Annotated in this window: 23 protein-coding genes, 1 tRNA gene and 1 pseudogene; 16 read left to right on the forward strand and 9 right to left on the reverse strand. The window is 55.1% G+C overall.

All coding sequences use genetic code 11. The annotated features are described in order from the left end of the window. Nucleotides 1–159: 159 nt before the first annotated feature. On the forward strand, nucleotides 160–888 hold the full coding sequence (locus NUH87_RS25930; RefSeq protein ID WP_040065620.1) for an amidotransferase: 729 nt from the start codon (nucleotides 160–162) through the stop codon (nucleotides 886–888). A gap of 10 nt (nucleotides 889–898) precedes the next feature. Here NUH87_RS25930 and NUH87_RS25935 read toward each other — a convergent pair whose 3' ends face one another. Beyond that, nucleotides 899–1636: a 1-acylglycerol-3-phosphate O-acyltransferase gene (locus NUH87_RS25935; protein WP_338523224.1), complete on the reverse strand. Its 738-nt coding sequence runs from the start codon at nucleotides 1634–1636 to the stop codon at nucleotides 899–901. A gap of 156 nt (nucleotides 1637–1792) precedes the next feature. Beyond that, nucleotides 1793–2482 (reverse strand): crotonase/enoyl-CoA hydratase family protein, encoded by a 690-nt coding sequence (locus NUH87_RS25940; RefSeq protein WP_338523225.1) that lies wholly within the window; start codon nucleotides 2480–2482, stop codon nucleotides 1793–1795. Nucleotides 2483–2802: 320 nt separating this feature from the next. On the opposite strand from NUH87_RS25940, the gene NUH87_RS25945 reads away from it, so the two are divergent. The 6 genes and pseudogenes from NUH87_RS25945 (at nucleotide 2803) to NUH87_RS25970 (ending at nucleotide 7290) form a co-directional block, all read left to right on the forward strand. Beyond that, a tRNA-Ser gene (locus NUH87_RS25945) sits at nucleotides 2803–2892 on the forward strand. 82 nt (nucleotides 2893–2974) lie between these two features. Then, nucleotides 2975–3178 (forward strand): annotated as a pseudogene (locus NUH87_RS25950) (MFS transporter); the annotation flags it as partial. Between the two features lie 23 nt (nucleotides 3179–3201). Next, nucleotides 3202–3759 carry a polysaccharide biosynthesis/export family protein gene (locus tag NUH87_RS25955; protein WP_338523226.1) on the forward strand — a complete coding sequence of 186 codons (558 nt, stop codon included), beginning with the start codon at nucleotides 3202–3204 and terminating at the stop codon, nucleotides 3757–3759. A 26-nt stretch (nucleotides 3760–3785) separates the two neighbouring features. After that, nucleotides 3786–4901 (forward strand): hypothetical protein, encoded by a 1116-nt coding sequence (locus NUH87_RS25960; RefSeq protein ID WP_338526938.1) that lies wholly within the window; start codon nucleotides 3786–3788, stop codon nucleotides 4899–4901. Nucleotides 4902–4921: 20 nt separating this feature from the next. Then, entirely contained in the window at nucleotides 4922–6472 is a 1551-nt protein-coding gene (locus NUH87_RS25965) for a GumC family protein (protein ID WP_338523227.1), read from the forward strand. An 86-nt stretch (nucleotides 6473–6558) separates the two neighbouring features. Beyond that, nucleotides 6559–7290 (forward strand): CpsD/CapB family tyrosine-protein kinase, encoded by a 732-nt coding sequence (locus NUH87_RS25970; protein ID WP_338526940.1) that lies wholly within the window; start codon nucleotides 6559–6561, stop codon nucleotides 7288–7290. 43 nt (nucleotides 7291–7333) lie between these two features. Here the strand turns inward: NUH87_RS25970 and galE are convergent, their stop codons facing one another. The 3 genes from galE to NUH87_RS25985 form a co-directional block, all read right to left on the reverse strand. Further along, nucleotides 7334–8311 (reverse strand): UDP-glucose 4-epimerase GalE, encoded by a 978-nt coding sequence (galE, locus tag NUH87_RS25975; protein ID WP_338523228.1) that lies wholly within the window; start codon nucleotides 8309–8311, stop codon nucleotides 7334–7336. A gap of 87 nt (nucleotides 8312–8398) precedes the next feature. Further along, a complete protein-coding gene (locus NUH87_RS25980; RefSeq protein WP_338523230.1) occupies nucleotides 8399–11062 on the reverse strand; it encodes a glycosyl hydrolase family 5 in 2664 nt (887 codons plus the stop codon). A 5-nt stretch (nucleotides 11063–11067) separates the two neighbouring features. Further along, nucleotides 11068–12684: an O-antigen ligase family protein gene (locus NUH87_RS25985; protein ID WP_338523231.1), complete on the reverse strand. Its 1617-nt coding sequence runs from the start codon at nucleotides 12682–12684 to the stop codon at nucleotides 11068–11070. 96 nt (nucleotides 12685–12780) lie between these two features. Between NUH87_RS25985 and NUH87_RS25990 the strand changes: the two genes are divergently transcribed. The 8 genes from NUH87_RS25990 (at nucleotide 12781) to NUH87_RS26025 (ending at nucleotide 20991) form a co-directional block, all read left to right on the forward strand. Further along, nucleotides 12781–14157, forward strand: a complete 1377-nt coding sequence (locus NUH87_RS25990) for an oligosaccharide flippase family protein (RefSeq protein ID WP_338523233.1) — start codon at nucleotides 12781–12783, stop codon at nucleotides 14155–14157. A 121-nt stretch (nucleotides 14158–14278) separates the two neighbouring features. Further along, nucleotides 14279–15235: a glycosyltransferase family 2 protein gene (locus tag NUH87_RS25995; protein ID WP_338523234.1), complete on the forward strand. Its 957-nt coding sequence runs from the start codon at nucleotides 14279–14281 to the stop codon at nucleotides 15233–15235. Nucleotides 15236–15243: 8 nt separating this feature from the next. Beyond that, nucleotides 15244–15765: a serine acetyltransferase gene (locus NUH87_RS26000; protein WP_338523235.1), complete on the forward strand. Its 522-nt coding sequence runs from the start codon at nucleotides 15244–15246 to the stop codon at nucleotides 15763–15765. Nucleotides 15766–15817: 52 nt separating this feature from the next. Beyond that, on the forward strand, nucleotides 15818–16795 hold the full coding sequence (locus NUH87_RS26005; RefSeq protein WP_338523236.1) for a glycosyltransferase family 2 protein: 978 nt from the start codon (nucleotides 15818–15820) through the stop codon (nucleotides 16793–16795). 7 nt (nucleotides 16796–16802) lie between these two features. Continuing rightward, nucleotides 16803–17738, forward strand: a complete 936-nt coding sequence (locus NUH87_RS26010) for a DUF535 family protein (RefSeq protein WP_338523237.1) — start codon at nucleotides 16803–16805, stop codon at nucleotides 17736–17738. Nucleotides 17739–17852: 114 nt separating this feature from the next. After that, the gene (locus tag NUH87_RS26015) at nucleotides 17853–19055 is read left to right on the forward strand and encodes a glycosyltransferase family 4 protein (RefSeq protein ID WP_338523238.1); all 1203 of its coding nucleotides are present in this window, start codon (nucleotides 17853–17855) and stop codon (nucleotides 19053–19055) included. Beyond that, nucleotides 19052–20239, forward strand: coding sequence for a glycosyltransferase family 2 protein (locus tag NUH87_RS26020; RefSeq protein WP_338523239.1), 1188 nt, complete (start codon nucleotides 19052–19054; stop codon nucleotides 20237–20239). The genes NUH87_RS26015 and NUH87_RS26020 overlap by 4 nt, the downstream gene beginning before the upstream one ends. Then, nucleotides 20239–20991 carry a WecB/TagA/CpsF family glycosyltransferase gene (locus NUH87_RS26025; protein ID WP_338523240.1) on the forward strand — a complete coding sequence of 251 codons (753 nt, stop codon included), beginning with the start codon at nucleotides 20239–20241 and terminating at the stop codon, nucleotides 20989–20991. The genes NUH87_RS26020 and NUH87_RS26025 overlap by 1 nt, the downstream gene beginning before the upstream one ends. Nucleotides 20992–21029: 38 nt before the next feature. Here NUH87_RS26025 and NUH87_RS26030 read toward each other — a convergent pair whose 3' ends face one another. The 4 genes from NUH87_RS26030 to NUH87_RS26045 all read right to left on the reverse strand — a co-directional run bounded on the left by NUH87_RS26030 (nucleotide 21030) and on the right by NUH87_RS26045 (nucleotide 25584). Then, a complete protein-coding gene (locus NUH87_RS26030) occupies nucleotides 21030–21584 on the reverse strand; it encodes a hypothetical protein (RefSeq protein WP_338523241.1) in 555 nt (184 codons plus the stop codon). A gap of 209 nt (nucleotides 21585–21793) precedes the next feature. After that, complete coding sequence (locus NUH87_RS26035) at nucleotides 21794–22900, reverse strand: glycosyltransferase family 61 protein (RefSeq protein ID WP_338523243.1); 1107 nt, start codon at nucleotides 22898–22900, stop codon at nucleotides 21794–21796. Between the two features lie 84 nt (nucleotides 22901–22984). Further along, nucleotides 22985–24127: a hypothetical protein gene (locus tag NUH87_RS26040; protein ID WP_338523244.1), complete on the reverse strand. Its 1143-nt coding sequence runs from the start codon at nucleotides 24125–24127 to the stop codon at nucleotides 22985–22987. A gap of 35 nt (nucleotides 24128–24162) precedes the next feature. Continuing rightward, on the reverse strand, nucleotides 24163–25584 hold the full coding sequence (locus NUH87_RS26045) for an undecaprenyl-phosphate glucose phosphotransferase (protein WP_338526942.1): 1422 nt from the start codon (nucleotides 25582–25584) through the stop codon (nucleotides 24163–24165). Between the two features lie 617 nt (nucleotides 25585–26201). On the opposite strand from NUH87_RS26045, the gene NUH87_RS26050 reads away from it, so the two are divergent. Beyond that, nucleotides 26202–26870, forward strand: a complete 669-nt coding sequence (locus NUH87_RS26050) for an ABC transporter ATP-binding protein (RefSeq protein ID WP_338523245.1) — start codon at nucleotides 26202–26204, stop codon at nucleotides 26868–26870.

Here is a 26870-nt window from a genome sequence, read left to right on the forward strand (position 1 = left end):
TCGTCCGGGCGTGCTCCTCAAGGTGGGGCGGTCGCCGGTTCTTCAGGCTGTCGGCAAGCTGAACCGGAGCTTGCGACACCGTGTTCTGTACTTGCCTTGAAAGCGGGTTTCAAGGCAGGCTCAAGTTTCATTCTTTGTCTTTTTGTGTCAGGTACTTTTATGTCGTTACACATCTGCATTCTGGAGACCGATGTCCTGCGTCCGGAGCTGGTCGACCAATATCAGGGCTATGGGCAGATGTTCGAGCGCCTGTTTTCCCGTCAACCGATCGCCGCCGAGTTCAGCGTGTACAACGTGATGCAGGGCCACTACCCGAGTGACGAGTTGAGCTTCGACGCGTACCTGGTGACCGGCAGCAAGGCTGACTCCTTCGGCAGCGATCCGTGGATCCAGACCCTCAAGACCTACCTGCTCAACCGCTACGAGCGGGGGGACAAGCTGCTGGGCATCTGCTTCGGCCATCAATTGCTGGCGCTGCTGCTGGGCGGCAAGACCGAGCGTGCGACCCAGGGCTGGGGCGTCGGCACCCATCAATACAAGCTGGCGGCCAAGGCGCCGTGGATGAGCCCGGTGCGCGAAGAGCTGACCCTGTTGATCAGCCACCAGGACCAGGTCACCGCGCTGCCGGAAAACGCCACGGTGATCGCCTCCAGCGATTTCTGTCCGTACGCGGCGTACCACATCAACGACCAGGTGCTGTGCTTCCAGGGGCACCCGGAATTCATCCACGATTACTCCCGGGCGTTGCTGGATATTCGCCAGGAGTTCCTCGGCGAGCAGCTCTACTCCAACGCCGTGGCGAGCCTGGTGCATGAGCACCATGGCACCACCGTCGCGGAGTGGATGATGCGTTTCGTGGCGCACAAGCCAGAGGCCGCATCGGCCTGAGTGGGCGGGGTCAGCAAGCTCGTGGAAGTTCGTGGGACAGTTGCTGGTCCATGGCTTCGATGCAGGCGCGCATCTGCTCCTGGCATTGGGCGATCAGCCCCGGCATATCGTCCAGCGTCAGCCCGGCGGTGGGAATCGCCGGCAGCGAGCGGATCAGGATCTGGCCGCTGCGCCAGCGGTTCAGGCGCATGTGCTTGATATAGCTGCTGACGCACACCGGCACGATCGGCACGCCGGCGGCGATGGCCATCTGGAATGCGCCTTTCTTGAACGGCAGCAGGGCTTCGCCCAGGTTGCGCGTGCCCTCCGGGAAAACCCAGATCGAGGTGGCCTTGTGCTGCAAGGTCTCGGTGGTGGTCAGCATCGAGCGACGGGCCTTGTGGGCGTTGCCACGGTCGATCAGCACATTGCCGGCCAGCCAGAACAGCTGGCCGAACAGCGGCACCCACTTCAGGCTCTTCTTGCCGATGCACACGGTGCGTGGCGGCACCACATTGCCGAAGACGAACAAGTCATAGTTGGATTGATGATTGGCGACGATCACGCAGCTTTGCGGCTTGTTCATCAACGCCCCGACCTCGGCCTTGACCCGCAGGCGCAGGATGCACATCGCAGGCCATGCATAGAGGCGGGCACAGAGCCGGCTGTTGTCCGGATTGAAGGGCCGACAGAGCCCGAGCAACACGCCGATCACGCCGGCCAGCACAAAATGCAGCCCCATCAATAACATACGTACCAGAAACAGCATCTACAGGGCCTGCGCGGACAAAAGGTGGCGCAGTGTACGGATGTGCACTGTTTTCGGCAAATACCAGTCTTTGGCCGGAGATGGCGATGTTTTAGCGTATGTTTCTGCTTGAGAGGGCTGGCGCGGGCTAGAGCGGTTGCCATGCCCGCACCGGGCTTAACCCAGATGTTCCTGATCGAGCATGATCGCGTTGTCCAGGGTTTCCAGCAGCGCCTTGCGCACCTTCAGCTTGGTGTTCTTGTGGGCGGTCATATTGATCTTCTTCAGCGCCTGGGCGGCGGCCAGCGCGGCATCCTTCAGCGCATCGGCGGCCACTACCTTGTCGAGGAACCCGGCGTCCACGGCATCCTGCGGGTTGAACATCTCGCCATTGATCACCGAGCGATGGAACGCCGAACGCCGCAGGCGATCCCGGGCCAGCTCGATCCCGGCGTGGTGCATGGTCATGCCGATCTGCACTTCATTCAGACCGATGCTGAACGGCCCCTCGACGCCGATCCGGTAATCGGCCGAGAGCAGCAGGAAGGCGCCTTTGGCGACCGCGTGCCCCGGGCAGGCCACGATCACCGGGAAGGGATGGGACAGCAGGCGGCGGGCGAGGGTGGAACCGGCGGTGACCAGGCTGACGGCTTCCTTGGGACCGGCGGTCATCACTTTCAGGTCGTAGCCGCCGGACAGGATGCCCGGCTGGCCGGTGATGATGACGATGGCGCGGTCGGCGGCGGCCTGGTCCAGCGCGCTGTTGAACGCGGCAATCACGTCCGGGGAAATGGCATTGACCTTGCCATTGCTCAAGGTCAGGGTCGCGATACCGTCGTCGAGGTGGTAAGAGATCAATTCACTCATGACGCAATTCCTTGTATAGAAGTGGGGCAGACGTTACCCAGCTGCCGGGGGGAGGTAAAGCGCCGTGACTGACTGGTGAGTCAGCCTTTGCCGGCCGCGGGCCGGGTTGGCGGCTTGTGGCGGGCCGGCTGTGGAGGGGAGGGAGCGTTGCGCGGCGGCCCGGAGATTGGCGGTTTTGCCCTGATCCGCGGGCCGGGGAGCTGGGGAAATCCGGCTGATTGACTTAACCGCATGAAAATTCTGAAAAAAACCTTTGCCATCGGAAAAGCTTTCGACTACATTAGCGCGCCTCGACAGACTGAATCGGTTTGACGAGATACGGTGAAGTGTCCGAGTGGCTTAAGGAGCACGCCTGGAAAGTGTGTATACAGGAAACTGTATCGAGAGTTCGAATCTCTCCTTCACCGCCACATTTTTACTTAAAGGCCCCATTTTATGGGGCCTTTTTGCTTTCAGTGGTTTCTGTTCCCCCATTTGTTCCCTCTCTCTCTGATCGGCAACAAGGTCGGCCGAAAGGCCGTGATCGGGTTCTCGATCCTCGGCGTGGCGCCGTTCACGCTGTTGCTGCCTCATGTGGACCTGTTCTGGACCTGTGTACTGAGCGTGGTGATCGTCTTCATCCTGGCTTCGGCGTTCTCGGCCATCGTGGTCTACGCTCAAGAACGAGTACCAGGCAACGTCGGGACGATTGCCGGGGGTAGTTGGTCGGAGGGATTCTTATGTTGCGTTTCTTATTACCTGTGCTCTGCGCGCTGGTGGTCTGGCCCAGCATTACCTGTGCCGACGAAAAAGCCGCGGCTTATCTGCTGAGTCCGGGGGACGTCATTTCGGTTTCCGTTTGGGGCGAAGAGAAGCTGAAACAGGAGGTGCACGTACTTCCTGATGGCAGCATTACCTTCCCGCTGGCAGGACGAGTCGATGTTGCGGGGCTTGATGCCACTGCAGTCGCAAAGAAAGTCGCTGCCAGGCTTAAGGAGTTCATACCCGATCCGAACGTGAGCGTTGTCATCACGAGCACCGCAGGCAATCTCGTCTATGTGCAGGGTAAGGTGCTGAAGCCCGGCACCGTACAGATGACAGGTCCAACTGCAGTGCTGCAAGTATTGAGCATGTCGGGCGGGCTCGACAAATTCGCCGACAAGGAGGAGATCAAGGTCGTGCGCCGCAATGGGGCTAAACAAGAGATCCTGCCCGTCCATTACAGCGATTTGATGTCCGGGCATGACATGTCCACCAATATTCAACTCCAGGCCGGCGATACGCTGGTCGTGCCTTAGCCTTGCGCGATGCACTGGGGATTATCTTGCCTGTGCTGCGAACGGCCGGAGTTGCGACGGCCATCTTGATCTTGCCGTGCTCCGGTGTGGCCGATGCTGCCACTTGGCAATCAGCAATCGTTCTGCCTTCGACGGTCGAGTACGACAGCAACCCGGTGCTTGCTACGGAAAACAAGAAGGGGGTGACTCGTACGATCATCGCCCCCGATTACACGCTTGTCGGTACTTCAGACCGGGATCAGTGGCGGTTCGGTCTTGGTGTGAATCTGGTGCGTTCGTCTGATACGTCCATCGTTTCGGACCGCGAAGACCCCAACTTGCAGTTAGGGTGGCAGCGCGAGACCGAAACGGGCGGTTTTGGACTCACGGCGAAGTATGTTGAGAGTTCAACGCTCTCCACTGCGGTTCAAGAAACCGGTGTGATTGCCACCGATGGTACGCAAAAGCTAACCTCGTTCGGAGGCAACTGGAAGACCGCTCTCAGTGAGCGAACGACCTTGGTTAACGAAACCGACTACACACATGTCACTTACGACCTCAATACACTGACCAACTATGACGAGCTTTCGAACCGACTAAGCTTGAACTACGCATGGAGCGAGCGTGTGGAGCTATTCACGCGTCTTGGCGTGAAGCGTTATGAGCCGCAGCAGGGATCTGCGGTGCCTTCCTCAAACAGTTACACCCCCACTGTCGGCTTGAACTTTGAGATCTCTGAGCGGCTCAAGGGAGCGCTTTACGCAGGTGTCAATCAAGTCTCTGGCTCGAACAGCCGCCCCCGTGGCCAAGGCGGTTTTTCGTTGCACTATACCGGTGAGCGTGTTGATACAAGTATCGACGCCGCTCGTAGTACTGTCGCCAGCGGCGACGGCGGTTTTGTTGAGGTTGATAACCTGAACGGTACATGGAGTTATGCCCTCGACGACACCAGCCGTACCGGTTTTGATACCTCATGGCAAAAAACCAAAGGGCTAACGCCTAATACCCTGCGCAATGTCGGTGTCTGGTTCAGCCGGGATCTCTCGCCTTTCTGGGTGGCGCGCCTATCCTTCATGTACAAGGAACTCCAGCAAGCTGGCTTGCCGGATGCCACCGCCAACGTCGTCGGGTTGACCTTGACCTATAGTCCCCCCGACTTCTGAAATTCAGCAGGGTGATAAATATGACCTCTGAATACGAAATGTCGGCCAATGACTACATTGCTGTCATCAAGCACCATGCCTGGCTGTTGATCCTGAGTGTCGCGGTCATACTCGTCATGAGCGTAGTGGTCGCGATCTCTATCCCACCCATCTACGAGTCATCTGGCACTATTCTGGTCGAGTCTCAGCAGATTTCGCCAGACCTGGTGGCGTCGAACAACAATACCTTTGCCGATGAGCGCATCGAAGTCATTCGCCAGCGCGTGATGACCCGTGAGCATCTGGAAGGGATCATCGACAAGTACAATCTTTTTGCTTCGCAAAGCAGGCAGTTGAGCGTTTCCGAGAAAATCGATGAAATGCGCAATGCGATTACAGTCTCCTTGGTCAGTGCTGTCGTCAAGGGGCGTGGAGAAGTGACGATTGCTTTCCGTCTTTCCTTTGAGCACCGGCAGGCAGAGATTGCCAACAAAGTGGCCAACGAGCTGGTGACGCTGTTTCTGGATGAAAACATCAAGCAGCGCACCGAGCGCGCCAGTGAAACAACAGAGTTCCTGACGCAGGAGGCGGACAAGCTCAGGGTCGAACTGGAAGCCCTGGAAAACCGCTTGGCAGACTTCAAGCAAGCGCACAGCAACGCGCTTCCCGAGCATCAGGAGTTGCGCATGAATATGTTGTCACGCGCCGAAACCGAGCTCAAAGAGGTCGACCGTGACTACAAATCTGCCCGTGAGGAGTTGCGCTTCAATGAGTTGGAGCTTTCCGCAGCAGCGACCAAGCATGAATTGCCCGGCCCGGCGGTTGATAAACAGCAAGATCTGGGTAGCCTCAAGGCGGAGTACACCCGGTTACGGTCGCTGTATACGGAAGCTCACCCCGATGTGCGTGCCGTCAAACGCAAAATTGCTGCACTTGAGGCTACCAAAGGTGCTGGTGGTGCAGCGGCTCCAGCCAGTCTGGACCTTGCCAAGGCTCAGGCCCGGATCGCTGCCACAGAAGCCCGTATCAAGTCGCTGGCCGATCAAAAGCAGGAAATACTCAAGAAAATAGCCGACTACGAGGCGCAAATTCTTGAGACGCCGCAAGTCGAGCGCGGCTTGGTCACACTGATGCGTGACTATGAAAACGCTCGTAAAAAATACGAGGAAATTCGCACCAAGGAAATGAGTGCGAAAATTTCCGAAAGCCTGGAGCAGGAAAACAAAGCCGAGCGTTTTGTTCTTCTGGAATCGCCATTGCTGCCTGAAAAGCCGATACGGCCGAACCGTAAAAAAGTGGTTGCCATGGGCTTTGTTCTCGCTCCGGTGGGCGCTGGCGCATTGGTGATGCTCCTTGAGATGCTAAACCAGCGCGTGCGCGGAGCTGAAGCCTTGGCCAGTGTGCTGGGTAGACGCATATTGGTTGCGATTCCCTACATCTACACCAGGGCGGAATTGGCACGCCGTAAGCAGTGGCGAACGCGATTGATCGTCAGCGGAGTCGTGATCATCGTGCTCTTTCTGGTGCTCCTGCACTTCTTCTACATGCCTCTGGACCTTCTGATGTTTAAAGCTCTGGGCCGGTTTGCATAAGGAATATAGCCATGGAAATAATCAAGCCCGATACCGAGGATTCCGAGCAACAACCTTCGACAAGTCTCGTGACAGTGCCAAAAGCCATGACAGAGACCGGGCAGTCTGCAGGTCTGAATGCGCTGAGTTATGTGCAAACCAAAGTTGTACCGCTGCGGCCAGATCATCTCGAGCGCAATCGCATTGTGGCGTACAACAAGAATTCGAATATGGGTGGGGCTTTCGATCTGCTGCGTACGCAAGTTCTGAAAGTCATGGAAGAAAATGGCTGGCGCACGCTTGCTATCACCTCGCCAACTCCGGAGGCAGGCAAGACTGTATTGGCTATCAACTTGGCAATGAGCATCGCCCACCACACCACCAAGACGGCCCTACTGGTGGATTTCGACTTGCGTCGTCCGATGGTGGGGGCCTGCCTGGGTCTGCCGATGGAGAAAACGCTCAATGAATTGCTGGACCATGAAGCGGAACTGCAAGAGGTTCTGGTCAACCCGACCTTGCCGCGCTTTGTCGTCCTGCCGACGCGAGAGCCGATCCCTCTCTCTACCGAGGTGCTGTCATCGCCCACAGTGAGCTATTTGATTGCTGATCTGCGCGAGCGCTACGACTCGCGTATCGTGATTTTCGACTTGCCGCCGTTGTTGAGTTCGGACGATGTTATTACCGTCTTGCCTAAATTCGACTGCGTCCTGCTGGTGGTCGCAAACGGCATGAACAGCAAGAAAGAGATCGAGGAAAGCCTGTATCATCTGGGGACAGCCAATCTGATTGGCACGGTACTCAACAAAGCCGATCCCCCAAACCGCTCTTACTACTAGAGCGTCACCCTTAGGCGTTCGGCGTATGCGCCAGCGCCGACTTTCAGTGCCAAGGGTACTTCTGCTCCCAGCTCCAGGCGTGCGCCACTATCTGTTCAAGTGAGGCAAATTGCGGGTGCCAGCCAAGTAATGTGTTGGCCATGCGAGGATCGGCCACAAGGCGTGGCGGATCGCCGGCGCGGCGTGGCGCTTCGCTCACGGAGATAGCTTGGCCGGTCACGGCGCGTGCAGTGTTTATTACTTGTAGTACTGAGAAACCTTGACCGTTTCCGAGGTTGAAAGCCGTGCTTGCACCACCTGCCAGTAAATAATCCACGGCCAGTGCATGAGCTGCAACGAGGTCGACAACGTGGATGTAGTCGCGAATGCAAGTGCCGTCAGGTGTGTCGTAGTCACGGCCATAGACGGTGATGGTTGTGCGCCGACCGGAGGCCGCTTGCAGTATCAGTGGCAGCAGGTGGGTTTCCTGTTCACGGCATTCACCTAACTGTCCTTCAGGGTCTGCTCCGGCGGCGTTGAAGTAGCGCAGGCAGACCGATTTGAGCCCGTATGCACGGTCGAAATCTTCAAGCATCTGCTCCACCATCCACTTGCTGCGACCATAAGGGGTGATCGCGGCCTTGGGATGCTCTTCGTCGATAGGTACATACAGCGGGTTACCATAGACGGCTGCGGACGAGGAAAAAATGAAGTTTTTAACCCCGGCACGAACCATGGCTTGTAGCAGCGTAAGGGTTCCAGCCAGGTTGTTTTGGTAATACTTGGCAGGTTCAGTGACGGATTCGCCCACCCGTATAAATGAGGCGAAGTGGAACACGGCATCAAAGTGCTGTCCCGCAAACAAGACGTCCAGGGCTTGTGTGTTGGCGATGTCCAGTTCGACCAATCTCCCGCCCATCAACGCGCCGCGATGGCCTGTTGAAAAATTGTCTGCCACCACCAGTTCGTGACCTGCTCGCAGTAGTTGCTTGACCATATGCGAGCCGATATAGCCTGCGCCACCCACCACCAAAAAATTCATCTTGATCTCCTGGAAACTGTTGCTGTGCAAGCACAGATTGGTACGCCAGTTCGATCCGCCTGATCATTACGTTACAAGACAGGTTAGCTATTGATTCGCCTGCGCGCTGGAGGATGCGGTATTGACAGGGCCTGGCTGTGCGTTTTGCGTGACGCCTTTTTTCAGAAACAACCAGTTCGACGCCTGCAAACCGTCGAACTTGATCGTATAGCGTCCATCCAGGTAGCTGGCGGGTAGCTTCTTCATTTGTCCAGGGATGCCGTGGGTGAACAGTGTCAAGCCTTGCGGCGCCTGGATTGTCAGGGTGCCTTCGAGGGGCTCGACATAAAAAGGTGTTTTGCTGTCGTCCTTGGGGACGGCACGGGTACCCAGCGAAATCAGTAAATCCTGCGATCGGCCGACAGGCGCGTCGTCCAGGCTTTGCACCACCACGCTGGCATTAGCGGTCTTCACTTGAACCTGGATGCTGCCAAGGCTGATCGACTCGCCGCCGATCCAGCCGGTTGCTGCTTGGGTGCGTGGCGTATTGATGGTGTAGATGCCCAGTTTCCAGTTGCGCTTTAACTCGCCAGTGTCTGTCGTGGACTCGCTGGCATTGGCGTCCAGCAGCGACTGGTTGGGGTCATGAAACACCTGTGCATTGCTCGGGATAGCACTCTGTTGCAACCAGGGCAATTGCGGCGTCTGTGGCATGGCGATTTCCAGCTTGCCTTTCTCCATGGCTGTGCGCAGTAGAACCGCGTTGGCGGGTGTGATGCGTTGGTTGAACAGGGTGCTTGGCGTCGGCGCGAAGACATAGGTCGTTGTGGCTTCACGAACGTCTGCACGGCGATAAAGCAAGGCGGCGGCGGGCAGGGTGGCCAGCATTGCAGGGTCGTTATAGGCGTGCCAGTTGTCGGCCGTTATCCATTCGCCGGTTAGCGGCTCCTGGCTGTAGGCATATTGCATCAGCGCATCCCAGCCTTGGTGGCTGGCGGTGCCGGCCATATAGAGTGGCAGCGAGTGGCGGTCAGGTGCCGGGAAAGGTTCAGTGTTCCACTCGGTGACGGTCAGGGGTTTGCCTACGACTTGGCCGGCGGCAATCCAGTTCAGTAAACCGTCGCTGGTGAGCGGGTTTTTCTCCAGCTGCCCAGGGCCACCGTAGCTATGGACGTCGATCAGGTCGCCGGCGGTAAGGGCCGGTAGGGAGCTTAGGCTGTCGCCGCCCCAGCTACTGGTCGTGGCGATGGGGACCTTCACGCCTGATTCACGCAGGTGCTGAATCATGTCTACGTTGAAACGTCGCTCCAAATCGTTAAGGAACAGCTTGGCGGGGCCTGGCTCCCAGGAGCGCCAGGTCTGGCTTGCAGATAGATGGTGCTGGTTCGCAAAGGCCTCGGCCTCGGCCATGTAGATCTGGTTGTGCTTTGGCACTCGTTTGTCTGGTAATAGGGCGTTGCCAAAGTGCTGGGTGACATCGTTTTCGTTGGTAATCAGTACGGCGGCGATCGCCGGATCGTCTTTGTAGGCGAGTCCGGTGTAGGTGTTTACATGGGTCAAATAGGCTTGGGCAAAGCGCTTCATTGCCTGCCGAATGGTGATGTTTACATAGGCATAGCCCTTGAGATCGGCGTTGTTCTGGCCATTCTTTGGCATTTCATCGAAGCCATAGATGTTGTCGTTTGCAGTTAAGGCGCGCTCGACGTGCATATCGAGCCATACATAAATGCCTTCGTCTTTGAGGCACTTGATCCACCAGTCGATTTTTTTCAGTGAGTCCGGGTTTAGTTGCTGAGTGTCAGGCGTGAGGTTGCTGTCGCGAAAGATGTTTGGGCTGACCCATGGAGAGTCATGGTGGTGCAGTCGTACGAGATTGAAACCGAGTGCCGACAGACGTTTGGCCTGCAGCTTGATTGCGTCGTCTGGCGTACGAAACAGCGTATAGGCCGTCAGGTTAGTGCCCCAGAAGCGCGCTGGGGTGTTGTCTGCGAATAACAGTTGCTCGCCGGATACTTTGACGAAGCCGCGCTTGCCTGCAGGTTTTTCGTGAGCGTTAAGAAAGGACAGATCGACCGGCGAGGTTTTCCAGTCGAGCGTGTCACTCGGCCAGCTCCTTGTGTCCGCCAGCCCGAAGCGCTCGGTTGTGGTCGGACCGAGTACCACATCGCCCGATAGGCTCAAGGTGGCTTTGAAATTTTGGCGGCCGGGTTTGATCGTGTTCTTGTAAAAAAAAGCACGCACCTGAGATTTATCACCCGGTTCAAAGTACACACTTGCCAGTGCAGGCTCAAAACGCATCTCGATGCGTCGGCTTTGTGTATTCCCCCAGGACCAGCCGCGGTTGTCGGGTAGCAAGGCCGGCTGACCCATTTCTCCATCGTAAAGGGCAGGATCGAACTTGAAGACGATGCCCCCGCCCATCACGTCCGGCATCATGCTGTGTGCATCCAGGGCAATGTTCCAGGTCAACGTCTGCTCGTCTTCCTTCTGAATCTGCGCAGTCACGTCGAAATCCAGGTTTTTGTTCTTGCCTGCAAGGGAGTAGCTATAAGGGCTGTTCACCTTGAACGCGGTCGGCAAATCCGTCCATTCCCAGTGGCTCCCCCAAAAGGCGAATGAAGAAGAAACGACAGGGTTGCCACCGCGCGCCAGCATTGGCAGACCGCTGCGCTCATCCACGCTGGAGACCCAGTCCGACGCCCAGGTGCTGAACGGCCAAACAGCAAGGAGAACCACTAGCAACACATGGGCGCGGTGAAAAAAACAGGTCATGAGCGTTACCAGGGTTGAAGGTTGGCGCTCGCAGTGCTTGCCGTCTCAGTGCGCTTGAGCCTGCGCACCATCTGAGCATAGGACACACCCAGTCCGGCCACCGACCAATACACCACGGGGATCACCGTGATACTGCTAACGGTAAAGATGGTCACCAGTATCCCGGCCAGTACCGCCAACAGCGCACGTCCGAGTCGGCGCGCCTCATCGTCTTTGTTGGGGATCGAACGCATTGCTGTGCGGATGCCGAGCAGCACAGTGGCGAAAAAAACCACGAATAGCGTCAGTCCGATCAGGCCGATGTCCAGCGCCAGGGCGATATAGGTATTCACAATATCGATGACGCCCTGGCCCTGAATCATGGACTGCATCTCAGGCGTGTTGCGGTAATCGAAAGAGCCCAACCAAGGGTTGCGCCGGATGACGATCACTGAGTTATCAATCAAGCGCTGCCGGTACGTGATGTTCTCTACCTCTACCGTACCGATGAACGGTAGTAGATCCAGGACTTTTTGCCCACCGGGCACGATGGCCAGCAGGAGAAGGGCGAGCACTCCGGCGATTGCCAGAAGCATCAGGCGTTTGACAGCTTTACGGCCGGTGGCGATGAACACGGTGATCATGACGGCTGCACCGATCCAGGGGCCACGCGACAGCGGTGCAAACAGACCGCCAGCCAGCAGGAGCGCGCCGAGGCATTGCTGCAATCGGCTGCGTACGCTCTCGCGCAAGAACAGGTAAAAGCCGATGGCCACGCTAATGACGTAACCCAGTGCGATTGCCTGGCCGGTGCTGGCGCTGGCGCGTAATGAATCACCACGAGTCAAGTAGCTGGACATTTCCCAGTGCATGTCCAGGGCATCAATCAGCGCGTTGTACAGCAGCCAATGGCGGGTAAATTCGACGAGACCGATAAGCGCCAGCAACATGGCGGCGAGTACAAATCCCAACAGGGCATCCTTGAAGTCGCTGAGTTCCTTCAGTGTCCTGCTGGCAACGTAGTAAGGCAAAAAAACGTCTGTGAACAGGTAGAGCGTCTGGCGCAAGGTGTCGGTCAGCGTGGTTTCACGCAGGTAAAGCAGGCTCGTCAGCAAGAGGTAGGCCGCTAGCAGCTTGTCAGGCCAGATGCGTCCGAACCTCAGTGTGCCTGCTTGCCTGCGCCGCATGAAAAAAGCCGGCAACAACAGACACAATGCGAGCAGTTTTTCAGGCCAGGTGCGTCCGAACCTCAGTGTGCTTGCTTGCCCGCGTTGCATGAAAAAAGCCGGCAACAACAGACACAATGCGAGCAGACGAATATGGTTAAGTGCAAAAAAATAGTTGATCAGGCCAAAGCCGGGAACCTCTACCGGGGCCGGCGGGATGAGAAACAGCAGAAGGAAAAACAGTGCCAGAGGATTGCGTTCGCGTTGTCGTGCGACGGTCAAAATGATAGCGGCAATGCCCGCGTACACCCAGAAGCTGTGCGAGACAAAGGCCAGTAGCGTCAAGGCGAACCACAGATTGCGGCGACGAGTGAAGTCGTGGTGTGGGATCAGGTCTACTGCTGGTCGACGCGCAAAGGCAAAAACGATGCCAGCTAAAACCAGAATGACGATCAACGCGCGAAGGTGCTCAGGCATGGATTCTTGAACTCATGGATGGGTGAGCAACGGCTAGTGAGATGACCAATTGTAGCTATAGTAACGTGCGTACCCTTTGAGTTCGGGGTTGATGTCATGCCTCCAAGTGACTTATCGCCATCGTTGAGCCTTCGCCGGCGAGCGATATCTGCTGGGGCATGGAATCTGGGTGCGCTTGTTGCCTCTCAAGCACTTCGCTTGGGCGGCAACCTTGTCATGGCCCGTCTGCTGAGGCCGGAAATTTTCGGTGTAATGCTCATCGCCACCACCGTTTCGATGGTTCTGCACTTGCTTGCCGATGTCGGTTTGCGCCAGAACATTATCCAGAGCCCGCGTGGCGACGATCCCGTGTTTCTCAATACCGCCTGGACAGTGCAGATCCTGCGTGGCGTTGTCCTTTTTGCTGCGACGCTGCTAATCGCGGGCTTCACCTGGTTTGCGCAAGTCATCAATCTGTGGCCGGCCAATTCCATCTATGCCGCACCGGAGTTGCCGCTGGTGTTGGCCTTTACCGGTTTTACCGCGATCATCTTTGGGCTCCAGTCGACGAAATTCGACTTGGCCGTTCGCGATTTCCAGCAAAAGAAAGTGGTGCTCCTCGAGTTTGCGGCCCAGCTGGCGGGCCTGCTGGTGATGCTGGTCCTCGGTTACTTCACCAGGTCTGTCTGGTCGCTGGTGATTGCAGGTCTGGTCATGGCCATGGTCGGCACTGTTATTGGTCATCTATGGTTTCAGGGCCCGCCTAACCGTCTACAGTGGGAGCGCTCTGCGCTTAAAGAGTTAGTCGTCTTCGGCCGTTGGATTCTGTTGTCTTCGGCAGTGGGCGTATTGGCCATGTATGGTGATCGCATCTGGTTCGGCGGCAGCATGTCGGCCAATGAACTGGGCGTCTACTCCATTGCGGTGCTGATTTTGGGCACTCTTCAAGCCGGAGTGCTCAGGTTGGCCGGGGCCGTGGCCCTGCCGGCCTTCAGTGAAGCCTCAAGAAGTAATGACACCGCGCGGCTCCGCGTTTTGTATTACCGCTTCAGGTTGATTTTCGATCTTGCTTTGCTGTTTGTCTGTGGACTGTTCTTGACCGTCAGTCCGCTCATCGTGGGTTGGTTATACGATGAGCGTTATGCCGCTGCCGGTAGCATGATGGCCATTCTTTCACTTTCTTTTTTCACATTGCGCTACACGGTGGCGCATCAAGTTTGGCTTGCCTTGGGACTCACAAAGTACCAAGCCATGGATAACATTATCCGCATTGTCTCGTTATGGGTGCTACTGCCGCTGCTGCTGGCGATTGGCGGGGTAAAATATGCGATTTGGGGCGTTGCCCTGCATACGTTCCCTACGCTGATCCTGATTGTTTATGTCAATTGTCGTGTGGGGCTGTTCGATCTCAAGCGTGAACTGGTGGTGCTGCCAATGCTGGCCGTGGGGGCTTTGTGTGGAGAGTTAGTGTTGGGCGTTGCTGAACGGCTTTGATTTGAATAGGTACCTCTTGTTTTCAGCGGTTTTGGAGGCGATCTAATGAAAATGATGTCGATTTATAAAGGGTTTTGTAATCCGGCGATGAGCGTTCAGCACTTTTTTGGGGGGCGGTCTAATGATTAGTGCCCCTCTTGATGTCTTGGTGGTTAACTACAATACAGCGACTCTGCTGCAGCCCATGTTCAATGCGTTGCGCGAGTCAAAGAGTGCCGATCGAACGCGCTATTTAGTGGTGGATAATGCCTCTGCCGATAATTCACTGGAGTGCCTGGCAACTATTTGTCCAGAGGCATTTCTGCTGGCCAATGAAAATAATGTTGGCTTTGGTCGTGCCAACAATCAATTGGTTGAGCACCTGCAGGGCAAGTACGCGTTGCTCCTCAATACCGATGCCTTTGTGGCTGCTGATACCCTGAGCAAGACCCTCGGTTACATGGAGGCTCACCCTGATTGCGGAGTCCTCGGCGTTCGGTTGGTTGGACGAGAGGGTGATTTGCAGCCCTCCTGTCGCTATTTTCCGACGCCGTTGAATGTCTTCCTCTCGCGTACAGGGCTTCAACGCTTTTTCCCTGTGGTGAAGAGGGTCGACGACATGGACTGGGATCATGCCTCGGTCCGTGAATGCGACTGGGTGCCCGGCTGCTATTACTTGATCCGCCGTGAAGTCATTGATCAGGTTGGCTTGTTCGACCCGCGCTACTTTCTTTACTACGAGGAGGTCGATCACTGCAAACGCGTTAAGCAGGCCGGTTGGAAGGTGGTTTATTACCCGCATACCACGGTGGTGCATATCGGCGGTGAAAGTGCCAAATCGGTTGTCGAACTCAATGTGGTCAGTCGACAGATACCCAGGTTACAAATCGAAAGCGAGCTTTTGTACTTTCGCAAGCACCACGGTCTACTGGGTTTGGCCTCACATATGTTACTGGTGAGCCTGGGGGATCTGATTCTGGCGCTCAAGGCTCTATTGAAAGGCCGCGGTCGGGCCGCCATAGGGGCGTGTTGGCAGCATGCGCGTGATACTTGGGCGTTGCTGCGCGATACCCAATTGGCTAGCCAACCCACACGGTAGGTCAACTTATGTTCGATAATATACGTGCGGATTTGCGTGCACACGCCGGTGATTGGGCTGCTCAGGGGTTCTGGGTGATGCTGGTTTATCGCTTTGGGCGCTGGCGCTACGGTGTGCGCCCGGCATTGTTGCGTAAGTTGCTCTCCCTTATATACAAAGTGCTCTTCAAATTGGTGCAGATCGTGACGGGTGTCGAGCTTCCGTGTGAGGTGGTGATCGGTCGCAACTTCGTCATCGATCATTTCGGCGGAATCGTGATCAGTGGTTATGCTCGGTTCGGCGATGATTGCCGAATCCGCAATGGCGTGGTCGTGGGGCTCAAGAATGTGGATGAGCCGATTGCCCCGGTGATGGGTAACAATGTTGATATCGGTGCCGGGGCCAAGGTGCTGGGCAATATCCGTATTGGTAACAACGTCGTGATTGGTGCCAATGCCGTGGTGCTGACAGATGTACCGGACGACTCGGTGGCGGTGGGCGTGCCTGCGACTATCAAGAAAAGGCAGCGCGCAGAAGCAAGGGAATGCTGATGAACCATCCGCTGGACGATATCGAGCCGTTTTACATCGCCGAGTGAACTCAATGGCTACTGGCATGGGTGTCGTTGTTATCGGTCGCAATGAAGGCCTACGGCTTGAGCGTTGCCTGGCTTCGCTGGGCGGTGCGGCGCAGAAGGTTATTTATGTCGACTCTGGATCAACGGATGGTTCAGTCCAGATGGCACGACGGCTTGGGGTCGAGGTGGTTGAGTTGGATATGTCGATTCCCTTTACGGCTGCGCGCGCGCGCAATGAAGGATTTGCCTGCGTGCAACGTTTATTGCCGGCGATGCGTTATGTGCAGTTTGTCGATGGTGATTGCGAGGTGGTTGGTGGCTGGTTGCCCCGGGCGCAGGCCTTTCTTGATGCACAGCCTGAGGTTGCAGTGGCCTGTGGACGGCGCCGTGAACGTTTTCCACAGCGTTCGATTTACAACTTATTGTGTGATCTTGAATGGGATACCCCGATCGGTGAGGCCAAGGCGTGTGGTGGCGATGCGCTGATACGGGCTGACGCCTTCGCCGCAGTGTCTGGTTTTCGAGCGGATCTTATTGCCGGGGAAGAGCCTGAGTTGTGTGTGCGTCTGCGCGCGAATGGATGGAAGGTCTGGCGCCTGGCTGACGAAATGACCTTGCACGATGCGGCCATGACCCGCTTCGGCCAATGGTGGCGGCGTACCCTGCGTGGTGGCTATGCCTTTGCCGAGGGCGCATTTTTGCATGGGGCCGCACCGGAGCAACATTGGCGGCGTGAGTCGCGCCGGGCCTGGCTCTGGGGCTTGGGTGTCCCGCTGGCGACTATGGTCGCGAGTTTGATGCTGGGATGGTTTGGGCTGCTTCTGCTGCTGGTCTATCCACTGCAGGTGGTGCGCTTGGCTCGCCGGGGCGATAGATCTGCGCGCGAAAACTGGCTGCAGGCCTTCTTTCTGGTGCTGAGCAAATTTCCCGAGATGCTCGGGCAAGTCAAGTTTCTGTTGCACAGATTTGGCGCCGGCAAGACGACGTTGATCGAATACAAGTGAGACGGCTATGAATGATTGGCTGATACTAAAAAGCGTGTTTTCTTTACATGCAGGGTATTCCTTCAGGGCGTTGAAAAATAAGCTTAAATTACTGATTTTAGTTGGAAAAAACTGGTCCGAGCTAAAGTTGTTTTTGTGGCGTATGTCGAATGCCCTGGGCAAGACCCGTTTTGAGAAGTTGGGAGGTGATTGTGTGGGTGTTGTTCATTGGCCGTACATCAGTAGATGCTGGAGATCTCAGGAGAGACTGAGTGTGCTGGCCTCGCATTACGAAGTTGTCACAAAAAGCTGTCCGCCGCTATTACTTCTGGGGCGAAATGACAGCTTGATGTTGAGTGACTTGTCGGAGTGCTCTGTGGGTTGTTCCTTGGTTCTAGATCGCCCGGTATGGTTTATGCGTGAAGGGGAGTTGGTGCTGAATTTGTTTCAGGGTGATTTACGTATTGCATCAATAGCGTTCACCTTGTGTCGCACGGAAGTTGAGTTATGTATTTTTATCGGTGCCGTTCAAGGGATACACAAAGGCGTAGAGAGTGATAGGTCTTTGGAGATTTATAGAACACTGACAAAGGATTTTGAAGGCCTTCGCCCAAGAAGTCTTCTGATCGAAGCCATTAAGTATATTGCAAGCAGTGTTGGTGTTGAAAAGATTTATGCGATAGGGGATGGATATCGTCATCATCGTCATCCGTATTTTGGAGCTGAAAAAGCTCAAGAGCTAGCGGCTAATTATGATGTCATCTGGTTGGAACATGGAGCGGTTCCGTCCGAGCGCGAAGACTTTTTTGAAATTCCCATGGTGCTGTCCAAAAAAGCGCTTGATTGTATTCCTTCAAAAAAACGTGCCATGTACCGCAGGCGTTATGAGCTTCTGGATGATATTTTTACAAGGATAGACAGTGTATTAATAGGTGGCTGTGCAACTAATACAGGCGCTCATTAGGTCGATAAAAGACCGGAACAAACGCCGTGGTGTTTGTTGACGTTTTTGATAATTGTACTACTGTAAAAGTACCTGTAGTAATCATTCACTGCAACGACATCTAAGCGGGTTCCTATGCGTATCGCTTATTTGATCAATCAATACCCCAAGGTCAGCCATAGCTTCATTCGTCGTGAGATTTTGGCGTTAGAGCGCCAGGGCTTCGTGGTGCAGCGCATTGCTCTGCGTGGTTGGGATGCCGAGTTGGTGGATGCCGAGGACGTGTCCGAGCGCAGTAAAACTTTCTATGTGCTGCAGGGCGGAGTCAAAGAGCTGTTGGTGCCTGTGCTGCAGGTACTGCGCGCCCGGCCGCAACGCTTTTTTTCGGCGTTGTGGCTGGCGCTACGTATGGGCCGGCATGCCGATCGGCCCTGGCCGTACCATCTGGTCTATTTGTCCGAGGCATGCCGCCTGCTGTTTTGGTTGCAGGCGTTCGGCGCCGAGCATGTGCATGCGCATTTCGGCACTAACTCAACCGAGGTGGTGATGCTGGCCAATGCACTCGGCGGGCCAGCGTACAGTTTTACGGTGCACGGCCCGGAAGAGTTCGACAAACCGCAGTTTATTCATTTGGGCGAGAAAGTCCGGCGCGCGGCTTTTGTCGCGGCTGTCAGCTCTTATGGGCGCAGCCAGCTGTTTCGCTGGGTAGCTCATGCGCACTGGGCAAGGGTAAAGGTGGTGCATTGTGGTCTGGAGCGGGCGTTTCACGATGTACCTGCAGTTGCCGTGCCGCCCGTACCGCGGTTGGTCTGCGTGGGTCGCTTGTGTGAGCAGAAGGGCCAACTGTTGTTGCTTGAGGCCGCCCGTATCCTGGCAGCGCAAGCCGTGGTGTTCGAGATAGTACTGGCCGGCGATGGGGAAATACGTGCGCAAATCGAAGCGCTGATTGCACTGCATGGCTTGCAAGCGCAGGTGCGAATCACTGGCTGGATTAGCAGTGAGCAAGTGCGGGCGGAAATTCTTGCGGCGCGGGCCTTGGTGTTGCCGAGCTTCGCCGAGGGCTTGCCGGTGGTAATCATGGAGGCCATGGCCTTGCGCCGGCCAGTACTGACGACCTATGTGGCGGGCATTCCCGAGTTAGTGCGTCAGGGTGAGAACGGTTGGTTGTTTCCTGCGGGAGCTGTGGATGAGTTGGCAGCGGTGCTGGCGGACTGCCTCGCGCAACCCGTCGAGGTGTTGCAGCGGATGGGCGAGGCGGCTTATCAGAGAGTGTTGGAGCGACACGATATCGATACCGAAGCGGCCAAGTTGGCTAATTTGTTTAGGGCGCAAGGATGATCACCTTACTTGATTGGCTGTTCAGCACACTGGTGGTGCTCATGGTCCTGCCGGTGTGGGTGCTGTTTTTGCAGGTGCTGCTGGCCTGCCTGCCTGTGCGGTTGCGCTCGTCGGCGCCAAGATCGCGGCCGCGGGTGGCGGTGTTGGTACCGGCACACAACGAATCCTCGATGATCGTCGCGACGTTAAATACCATTCGGCCGCAGTTGCTAGAGGGCGATCGCTTATTGGTGGTGGCGGACAACTGTTCTGACGACACGGCCGCGCTGGCCCGCACGGCGGGAGCCGAGGTGGTGGAACGCAGCAATGATCAGCAGTGTGGCAAGGGTTATGCGCTGGACTTTGGGGTGCGTCATTTAGCGAGCGTTGCGCCGGATGTCATGATCATTGTCGATGCCGATTGCCAGGTGGGTGAGGGCTCTATTGAGCGTTTGGCAATGTGTTGTATCGACTCAGGGCGGCCAACGCAGGCACTTGATTTAATTCGTGCTCCAGCAGGTTCCGGGCTAAAAGTGCGGTTTGCCGAGTTTGCCTGGCGTGTGAAGAATCTGGTGCGGCCGCAAGGTTGGGCTTGGCTTGGTTTGCCCTGTCAGTTAATGGGGACGGGAATGGCTTTCGTCTGGCGGGATCTGGCTTTGATCGATTTAGCCAGTGGCCACATCGTCGAAGATTTGAAGATGGGCTTCGATTTCTGCCGCAACGGCAAGCCGCCTCTGTTTTGCCCCGATGCCCTGGTGACCAGTTATTTTCCGCGCAGTGATGAAGGTTTAAGTACCCAGCGTATGCGCTGGGAGCATGGTCATCTCGGGGTCATCCTGGGTGATGCGCCAAAGTTGCTTGTAGAGTCGATCAGCCGGCGTAACTGGAACCTCCTGGCTATGACGCTGGATTTATGGGTCCCTCCGTTGGCCTTATTGTCTTTAGCGTTGGGGGCTGTTTTTAGTCTGTCATGGTTGGTGTTTATGCTGTGTGGAGCCTTGGCTCCAGCATTAATCGCTTCTGCCGGGGTGGTCATATTGAATGTGACTATCTTGCTGGCATGGAGCCAATTTGGTCGCGAGATTATATCTTTTTCAGCTTTGTTGTATGCGCCGTTCTACGCGATGAAAAAAATCCCCCTGTATCTAGGCTTTTTGTTTAAGCGCCAAGTTGAGTGGGTGCGTTCGAAGCGAGATGACAATTAATGAGCGCTTTTGCATGGGAGCACAACTGGCAAACGATTATCCAGAAACTCAGGGTGGTCAGTGATCTCGTTGATGAGCAAGGCTTGATTGAAACTTTATCCAAGCCTGACGCGGCGACAGTACTTGGATTCGTCAATTCCTTTGCCATGAACTTGGTGGCGGGCAACACCGATTACTATAAGGCGCTGTCCGCTGCTGACGTGTTACTACGGGATGGCTCCGGCATGGCTATCCTGTTTCGCCGACTGGGCTTGGTGCCGGGGCTAAATATGAATGGCACGGATTTTATCCCCAAATTACTGGCCGCGTTCAAGGGCCGGCGCGTGGCTTTTTGGGGCACTGCAGAACCCTTTCTAGCGAAAGCGGTGCAGCGTAGCGAAGCGGTATTTGCGGTCAATATAGTTTCTGCTCACCATGGTTTTGCTGAGGTGGATGCCTACATCAACCTTGCCCGGCAACTGCGGCCAGAATTGGTTGTGCTGGGCATGGGTATGCCCAGGCAAGAAGCCGTTGCTGCCAGGCTGGCTGTCAGCGGCGTGCCATGCCTGATAGTGTGCGGCGGGGCGATCCTGGATTTTCTCGGTGGCAAGGTTGTTCGGGCTCCGCAATGGGTGCGTCGCCTCGGTTGTGAGTGGGTATTCAGGCTGATGATTGAGCCAAAGCGGTTATTCAGACGCTATGTGCTTGGTAATCCAGTGTTCTTGTTGCGCACGCTGGTCTGCAGAGATGCGCCTACATTAAGGAAACCCTGAAAATCCGACCATGGGGAGGCATTCTATGAAAGTACTACCTACACCTTCCGTCGATTGGCAAACACGATAAATCCAAACAACACGGAAGAAAATAACCATGCTGCCGCAGGAAGCGATAACGCACGCCGTTGATTGATATAAGAATTGGCTGTCCCAGTCAGATCTATACCCTGGACATGTCGACCAACCCTGAACTGGCCATTGGCAGGCGCCGCCATTAAACGGTTAAATGAATAAGCATTGGCGCACGGCCCAAGGAAGCTGACCCACTCGCCGAGAGCGTTGACCCCATTGTTAAGCACGCCCTTGGTAGCCATGCCCTGCGTGTCAGAATCACCGGAGAAGTCGGTGTGAAAGCCAATGGCGTTGCCACCTGGAAGAGACAAAGGCACGTTAATGCTGTTTCTGGAAATAAACAGCGCGCCACCCGCGTGCTCTTGGATCAGCATGCCTGGTTGAGGCCTTAAGTCCTCGCCAGGGTTGCTCATGCAACTGGATTTATAGACCAAACTGGCCGCCTGAGCACTAGAAACAGTCGCGCCATTCAGGAGTATTAATAACAAAACGGATTTAATAAAAAGTGTCAGGTGCATAACATCGCCCCCCTCTGAGCAGAGGAGTATGCTTTTGTCGGACGAAGGATTCCTTATCAAGTTAAATTGAGCATAGTAGGTACATAGCTGCTACGCCAACAGTACGTCGTCACGATAAATATAAATAAAAACTCAGTGTGACTTCGTCAAAATAACGTCACAATAAACACGTCAGTCATCAATCGAGGAGCGTGGTTCAGATCAAGTCTTCATGAAGGGAATAGGTCTAGAGTGCGCTCAACCTCATCGGGGTCGATTGTAAAGCCATTGCCCTCTGGCGTTCCCACCACAAAGCCAAAATTCTGCTGATCGCGATCCGTTAGATACTTGTAATAACAGATGAAACGATTCGGCGGCTGCAGAGCCAGCAGTGAGCCACCAGGCTGAAGTACATTGACACCATGTACGAGATGACTCCCCTCGATCCCCACCACGGTTTTTGCTCCAGCGCAGGTCGCTACGATGCTCGGAACATCGGTTTTCGAAGGGTCGAGAATGCGAAAACCCCTGCGGTTATGCAGACGTTCAGCGAGTTCCATTTCATTGTGTAACAGTCGCGATTCACCGCTGCCGCCTCGCAGAATAAAAACTCCGGGGTGAGCGCTGTACCTGACGTGCGACAGTAATTTTTCACCCATCGCGCGAAAGCGTAAATGCCTATTTCGATTTTGACTGAGATCATCGAATATCACGAGCTCACGAAAAAACGCATTGCGCAAACGAACCGGTGTTATGCCAAGCCAGTCCTCATATTCGGGAGCCTGGGGAAATAGAGGAAACCGGGTGGATGGCGCGGTCGTCACCGGAACGCCTTCGTCGCAGGCTAATGGGTAAGTTGCACAGTCTTCCATCAGCCAGGAGCCAAACCATTTGTTTCCACCTGCTGTACAGTAAATCGCCCCGCGCTCCATCTCGGTTTCCACGGAGATTTTTGGAAGCCAACCCGATCTAGGCGATAACCAGGATTTTGCGTTGCCCTTGTAGAGTGTTCCATCTATCAGCCAGACATCTTTAAGCAGGTGGCCCCGTGTTGGACCATGATCAACGCGGCCTATTCCTTCCATTGTACGACGGGGGTGTTCGTAAGGAAAAAAGCGTTCTTCCTCCCATCCGGTCACACGTTCGAGTTGATTGGGCAGGAAAAAAGCCGGCGGAGAAATGGATGTTTCGCCAGGCGCAATAGTCCAGCTTTTCACCGCTGCACTTTGCGGGGGTTCCGCCGGCTTTCGCATCACCTGCGCTCTTACAATATGCTGGTATGCCGCAAGGCTCCATTTTGTCCGGTGGCTGCTCGTTAATACCCGTAATTCCGACATATCATGTTCACTCTCATCCGCCTCTACAAAAAACAGTTAATGGCGCAAGCGCTTAAACTGCATTTTTTAACATCAGAAAGCTGCTCAGGTAGATATAATCCTCTCCATAATGGGCGGGGACTTCAAATGAGCATAACGACTACGTAACCTGTCGAGAAGAAGTTCGCTTGGGCTCTTGGCGCAGTAGAGATAAATTTTGTGTAGCCCGCCAAACCCCATGTTAATATAGCGAGTCACCACTTCCTCATCGTTTTGCCCGTCCGGCAAGCCAAGATGAAGTGTCAGTTTTTTTTCCTCGACAGCAAATAACGGTGTATGCCAAAGGAGTTGGGCTGCACCCACCTTGGGTAGTCGGACAAACATATAAGCGTGGTTGCCCAGCGTATCAACATCAGCGCCACGTCTTCTTTTCCATTCGAGAAGTCCATCGTCTGGACGGGCCAGGCAAGTACCGATGTCATAATAGTCAAAGCCATTGTTTATTGCCCACTCAAGCTCCATGAATGTAGTGATCGAGTTGACTTCGTTCAGCCTTTTGGCATCTGAAAAAACCGCCTCAGGATATCCAGCACGTATCATGCTCCAGTAGCGTTTTCCGGACCGAGTAATGACGCACGCCAGTTGGCATGCAACAATTTCGTCTTCCAACAGTATTAGATCGAGCCGGCCGACAGTCTTTGCTATCCTTAAAACTTCATGTGTGGCAATTTGCGAGGCGGCAGTGCCATGCCTTGCGATGGCATAGGGTTGAAGCATTTCCCTGTCGGCTCTTTCAATTTCGTCATCCGTCAGCGCCTGCTTCATTCGGTAGCGCGACTGGTTCTTGCGTATGTTTCGACGTAACTTACTATCGTATCCCGCCGTGATATCGTCAATGGAGCGATCCAGCGGCACGATAGCACTCAGAAAGTGAGGCACATACAACGCGCCCAAGGTTGGCATTTCGCTGACCAGAACCGTACGGTTCGATTTATCCGATTCCGATTTGCTGCCGGCCATAGGAGACTCCACCCCCATGAGCACCTTGGCCATTTCCCGCTGTGCTCTCCTTCCCACATAGAGGATGTCGTAAGAGCTGTCTTTGTGCAGCTTGAATCTGACAATCTCCCAGCGCCAGAAACAGGCTCGCCCAAGTATGTCTCGCAGCCAGGCTGCCGTTTTTCTTAGCTCAAATCGTACTGAGGGAGATATGAGTTTTCGGATCGGCACCGCTAGATACGCTTTCATTTTCGGCACTCTTTTTAACTTGCCTTCAAGACTGGCTAATAGGCTTGCTTGCCGGTGAGGGCAAACAGCGTTCGCAGAAGAATGACGAAATCGAGCCAGAGCGACCAGTTGTTGATGTACTCAATGTCAGACTCAACACGCTGAATCATCTGCTCTATATCTCTCGTTTCACCGCGAAAGCCACGCACCTGAGCCAGGCCTGTGATGCCTGGCTTGATATTGTGGCGTGCAAAGTAGTCTGCGATGCCAGGCGAGTACTGCGCATCATGCTGAATAGCATGTGGGCGAGGCCCCACCAGGGACATTTCCCCCATCAAAACGTTGAACAACTGTGGTAGCTCATCCAGGCTGGTTCGCCGAATAAAGGCGCCGACCCTGGTCATGCGCGGATCATTCTTTTCTGCCTGCTTGACGATGCCGTCTTCCAGCTGATGGACGACCATGCTTCTGAACTTCCAGATACGAAAAACTCCACTCCACCCCATGCGCTCCTGTCGAAAGAACACCGGTCCAGGGCTATCGACCTTGATGGCAATCGCTATAGCCACCAGCAATGGAACCGCCAGAAGCAAGATGAGAAAAGCCAAGACTTTGTCCTCGAAATTCTTCAGAAACAGACGCATCCCCATCAGCGGAGTTTCAGACAAAGTCAGCACGGGAATACCGGCAATTTCACGAACGCTGTGATTGATCAAGCGCAGTGAAAAAATGTCAGGCACCCAATTAATAGCAATGTGCTTATCAAGCAGCTTTAAGTAAACATCCTTAATGACCTCCGAGCTATCCAGAGGTGTAACGAAATATACGGTATGAATGGAATGTCGCACAATTAACTCATCAAGTTCGGAGATGTTACCCAGTATCGACAAACGTTGCGTGCTTTCTGAGCCTCCCTTCCCCCGATCGTCGTCCGCCTCAATCAACACACAACCGACCACCCGTTCACCCAGCCAGGGATTATTGCTTATTTTCTGGTGAAGGAAGCTAGCCAGCTCCCCCGAGCCAATAATAAGAGCGGCTTCCAATTGATTCGGGTGGGTCAAGAGTTTCTTCTGCACTTCGAGTGTCGCCAGGTGCAAAAGCAACTGAGCGAAATATCCAATAATAAATAACTGTGCAACCAATAAGCGCGAGTACTGTTCACTTTGTTTGGTCAGGAAGGCCATGACCACGATAAAACCAAAAGCGGCAAGCCACGCCTTTAAAAGCTTAAATGCTTTGACGGTAAATCCAACATTGCTTCGGTAAATAGCATAATGGTCGTACACGACGGCCAACGCCCCAAGCAGCAACAGGAGCATGATGACATAAGCCTGCGTGATAACGCCGATATGATAATCGATCAAATACCATGCGACACCGATCACCGCAACAAAATCGAGACCGGCCTGAATAGCGTTACTGGTACTGCTTCGTCGCTGGAGTATGGAGCGGCTACTGCTGGGTTCGAATATCATCATTAGACCTCAGCTCAAATACATCTTCATCGAATTCACCCTCTTGGAGGTCAATGCGGGATATGAGCCGCCAGCCGTGGCACAGCCAATCTCATAAAATCTTGTAAGCGCTTATCTGCAGCAGTAGGCGCTTCGCAGGCTCTCCACATCCGTCTTTCCACGGTATAGCCCAGCGTGGACAAACCATGTCATCAAACCGACGTGTTCCTCATGTTGAAAAATGGTCAGGGGTTAGGCGATCTGCCATCAAGTGCCGTCAGACAGCGGCTCTGCCTGTGGTTGAGGCATTGCAGACGCTGTAAAGAAAGCGATGAACGGTCGTAATACTTGAGTTAAAGGGGTTGACAAGACGCAGGTGTGTCATTTTCGAGTCATCTATTTTTTGACGCTTTGGCGCGTTAGAGGGCATTTCTTGCGCTTTAAGTGCGTGCTGCTTGTAAAAAAAAATTGCCAGTCACTCACTCGCCATACCGATCAGGAGCGAGAGAGGACTCATGACGAGATACCTGAAGGAACTGCTGCTGGTTTTGTACGTGCTCAACACCGGGAAGGGGAGACTTGGGCGTTCAATCCTGTCCGCTATCCTTGATCTCACCTTCTGTTGAACGAGCGTTCCCATGCTTGAAGTACACGGCGTGTTCAAGAGCTACGCCACCCCGCAAGGTCCGCTGGCGGTGTTGCAGGGTGTCGACTTGCACCTGGCGCAAGGCAGCAGCCTGGCGCTGATGGGCGAGTCCGGCAGTGGCAAGAGCACCTTGTTGCACTTGATTGCCGGGCTCGACAAGGTCGATCGCGGCAACATCCGCATGGGCGATCAGCGCCTCGAACAGATGAACGAAGGGCAACTGGCAAATTGGCGGCGTACTGAAATCGGCCTGGTGTTCCAGCAGTACAACCTGATTGGCAGCCTGCGGGTCGAGGACAATCTGGCATTCCAGGCACGCTTGGCCGGGCGTCATGACCTGCGTTGGCAGGCGCACCTGGTGGCGCGGCTGGGGCTGGGGGATTTACTCCAACGTTATCCGGAGCAATTGTCCGGTGGCCAGCAGCAACGGGTTGCTCTCGGTCGGGCGCTGGCGTCGCGTCCGCGTCTGCTGTTGGCCGATGAGCCGACCGGCAGTCTCGATGAACACACCAGCGACGAGGTGCTCGACCTGCTGCTGGAGCTGCTCGATGACAGCCCCAGCAGTTTGTTGATGGTCACCCACAGCCCACGGGTCGCCGCACGGCTGGCAGAAAAAGTGCTGTTGCACGGTGGACGCCTGGTCGACGCAGGCCAACGCTGA

This window comes from Pseudomonas batumici (assembly GCF_036585405.1).
Classification (GTDB): domain Bacteria; phylum Pseudomonadota; class Gammaproteobacteria; order Pseudomonadales; family Pseudomonadaceae; genus Aquipseudomonas; species Aquipseudomonas batumici.

Coding starts and splice junctions, on each gene's coding strand:
- NUH87_RS25980 (WP_338523230.1), bottom strand. CDS start 11,062: ATGACCTGTTTTTTTCACCGCGCCCATGTGTTGCTAGTGGTTCTCCTT.
- NUH87_RS26000 (WP_338523235.1), top strand. CDS start 15,244: ATGTTCGATAATATACGTGCGGATTTGCGTGCACACGCCGGTGATTGG.
- NUH87_RS25955 (WP_338523226.1), top strand. CDS start 3,202: ATGTTGCGTTTCTTATTACCTGTGCTCTGCGCGCTGGTGGTCTGGCCC.
- NUH87_RS26005 (WP_338523236.1), top strand. CDS start 15,818: ATGGCTACTGGCATGGGTGTCGTTGTTATCGGTCGCAATGAAGGCCTA.
- NUH87_RS26050 (WP_338523245.1), top strand. CDS start 26,202: ATGCTTGAAGTACACGGCGTGTTCAAGAGCTACGCCACCCCGCAAGGT.
- NUH87_RS26035 (WP_338523243.1), bottom strand. CDS start 22,900: ATGTCGGAATTACGGGTATTAACGAGCAGCCACCGGACAAAATGGAGC.
- NUH87_RS25995 (WP_338523234.1), top strand. CDS start 14,279: ATGATTAGTGCCCCTCTTGATGTCTTGGTGGTTAACTACAATACAGCG.
- NUH87_RS26010 (WP_338523237.1), top strand. CDS start 16,803: ATGAATGATTGGCTGATACTAAAAAGCGTGTTTTCTTTACATGCAGGG.
- NUH87_RS25965 (WP_338523227.1), top strand. CDS start 4,922: ATGACCTCTGAATACGAAATGTCGGCCAATGACTACATTGCTGTCATC.
- NUH87_RS26040 (WP_338523244.1), bottom strand. CDS start 24,127: ATGAAAGCGTATCTAGCGGTGCCGATCCGAAAACTCATATCTCCCTCA.
- NUH87_RS25935 (WP_338523224.1), bottom strand. CDS start 1,636: ATGCTGTTTCTGGTACGTATGTTATTGATGGGGCTGCATTTTGTGCTG.
- NUH87_RS25985 (WP_338523231.1), bottom strand. CDS start 12,684: ATGCCTGAGCACCTTCGCGCGTTGATCGTCATTCTGGTTTTAGCTGGC.
- NUH87_RS26030 (WP_338523241.1), bottom strand. CDS start 21,584: ATGCACCTGACACTTTTTATTAAATCCGTTTTGTTATTAATACTCCTG.
- NUH87_RS25970 (WP_338526940.1), top strand. CDS start 6,559: ATGACAGAGACCGGGCAGTCTGCAGGTCTGAATGCGCTGAGTTATGTG.
- NUH87_RS26015 (WP_338523238.1), top strand. CDS start 17,853: ATGCGTATCGCTTATTTGATCAATCAATACCCCAAGGTCAGCCATAGC.
- NUH87_RS26045 (WP_338526942.1), bottom strand. CDS start 25,584: ATGATATTCGAACCCAGCAGTAGCCGCTCCATACTCCAGCGACGAAGC.
- NUH87_RS25930 (WP_040065620.1), top strand. CDS start 160: ATGTCGTTACACATCTGCATTCTGGAGACCGATGTCCTGCGTCCGGAG.
- NUH87_RS25990 (WP_338523233.1), top strand. CDS start 12,781: ATGCCTCCAAGTGACTTATCGCCATCGTTGAGCCTTCGCCGGCGAGCG.
- NUH87_RS25940 (WP_338523225.1), bottom strand. CDS start 2,482: ATGAGTGAATTGATCTCTTACCACCTCGACGACGGTATCGCGACCCTG.
- NUH87_RS26020 (WP_338523239.1), top strand. CDS start 19,052: ATGATCACCTTACTTGATTGGCTGTTCAGCACACTGGTGGTGCTCATG.
- galE (WP_338523228.1), bottom strand. CDS start 8,311: ATGAATTTTTTGGTGGTGGGTGGCGCAGGCTATATCGGCTCGCATATG.
- NUH87_RS26025 (WP_338523240.1), top strand. CDS start 20,239: ATGAGCGCTTTTGCATGGGAGCACAACTGGCAAACGATTATCCAGAAA.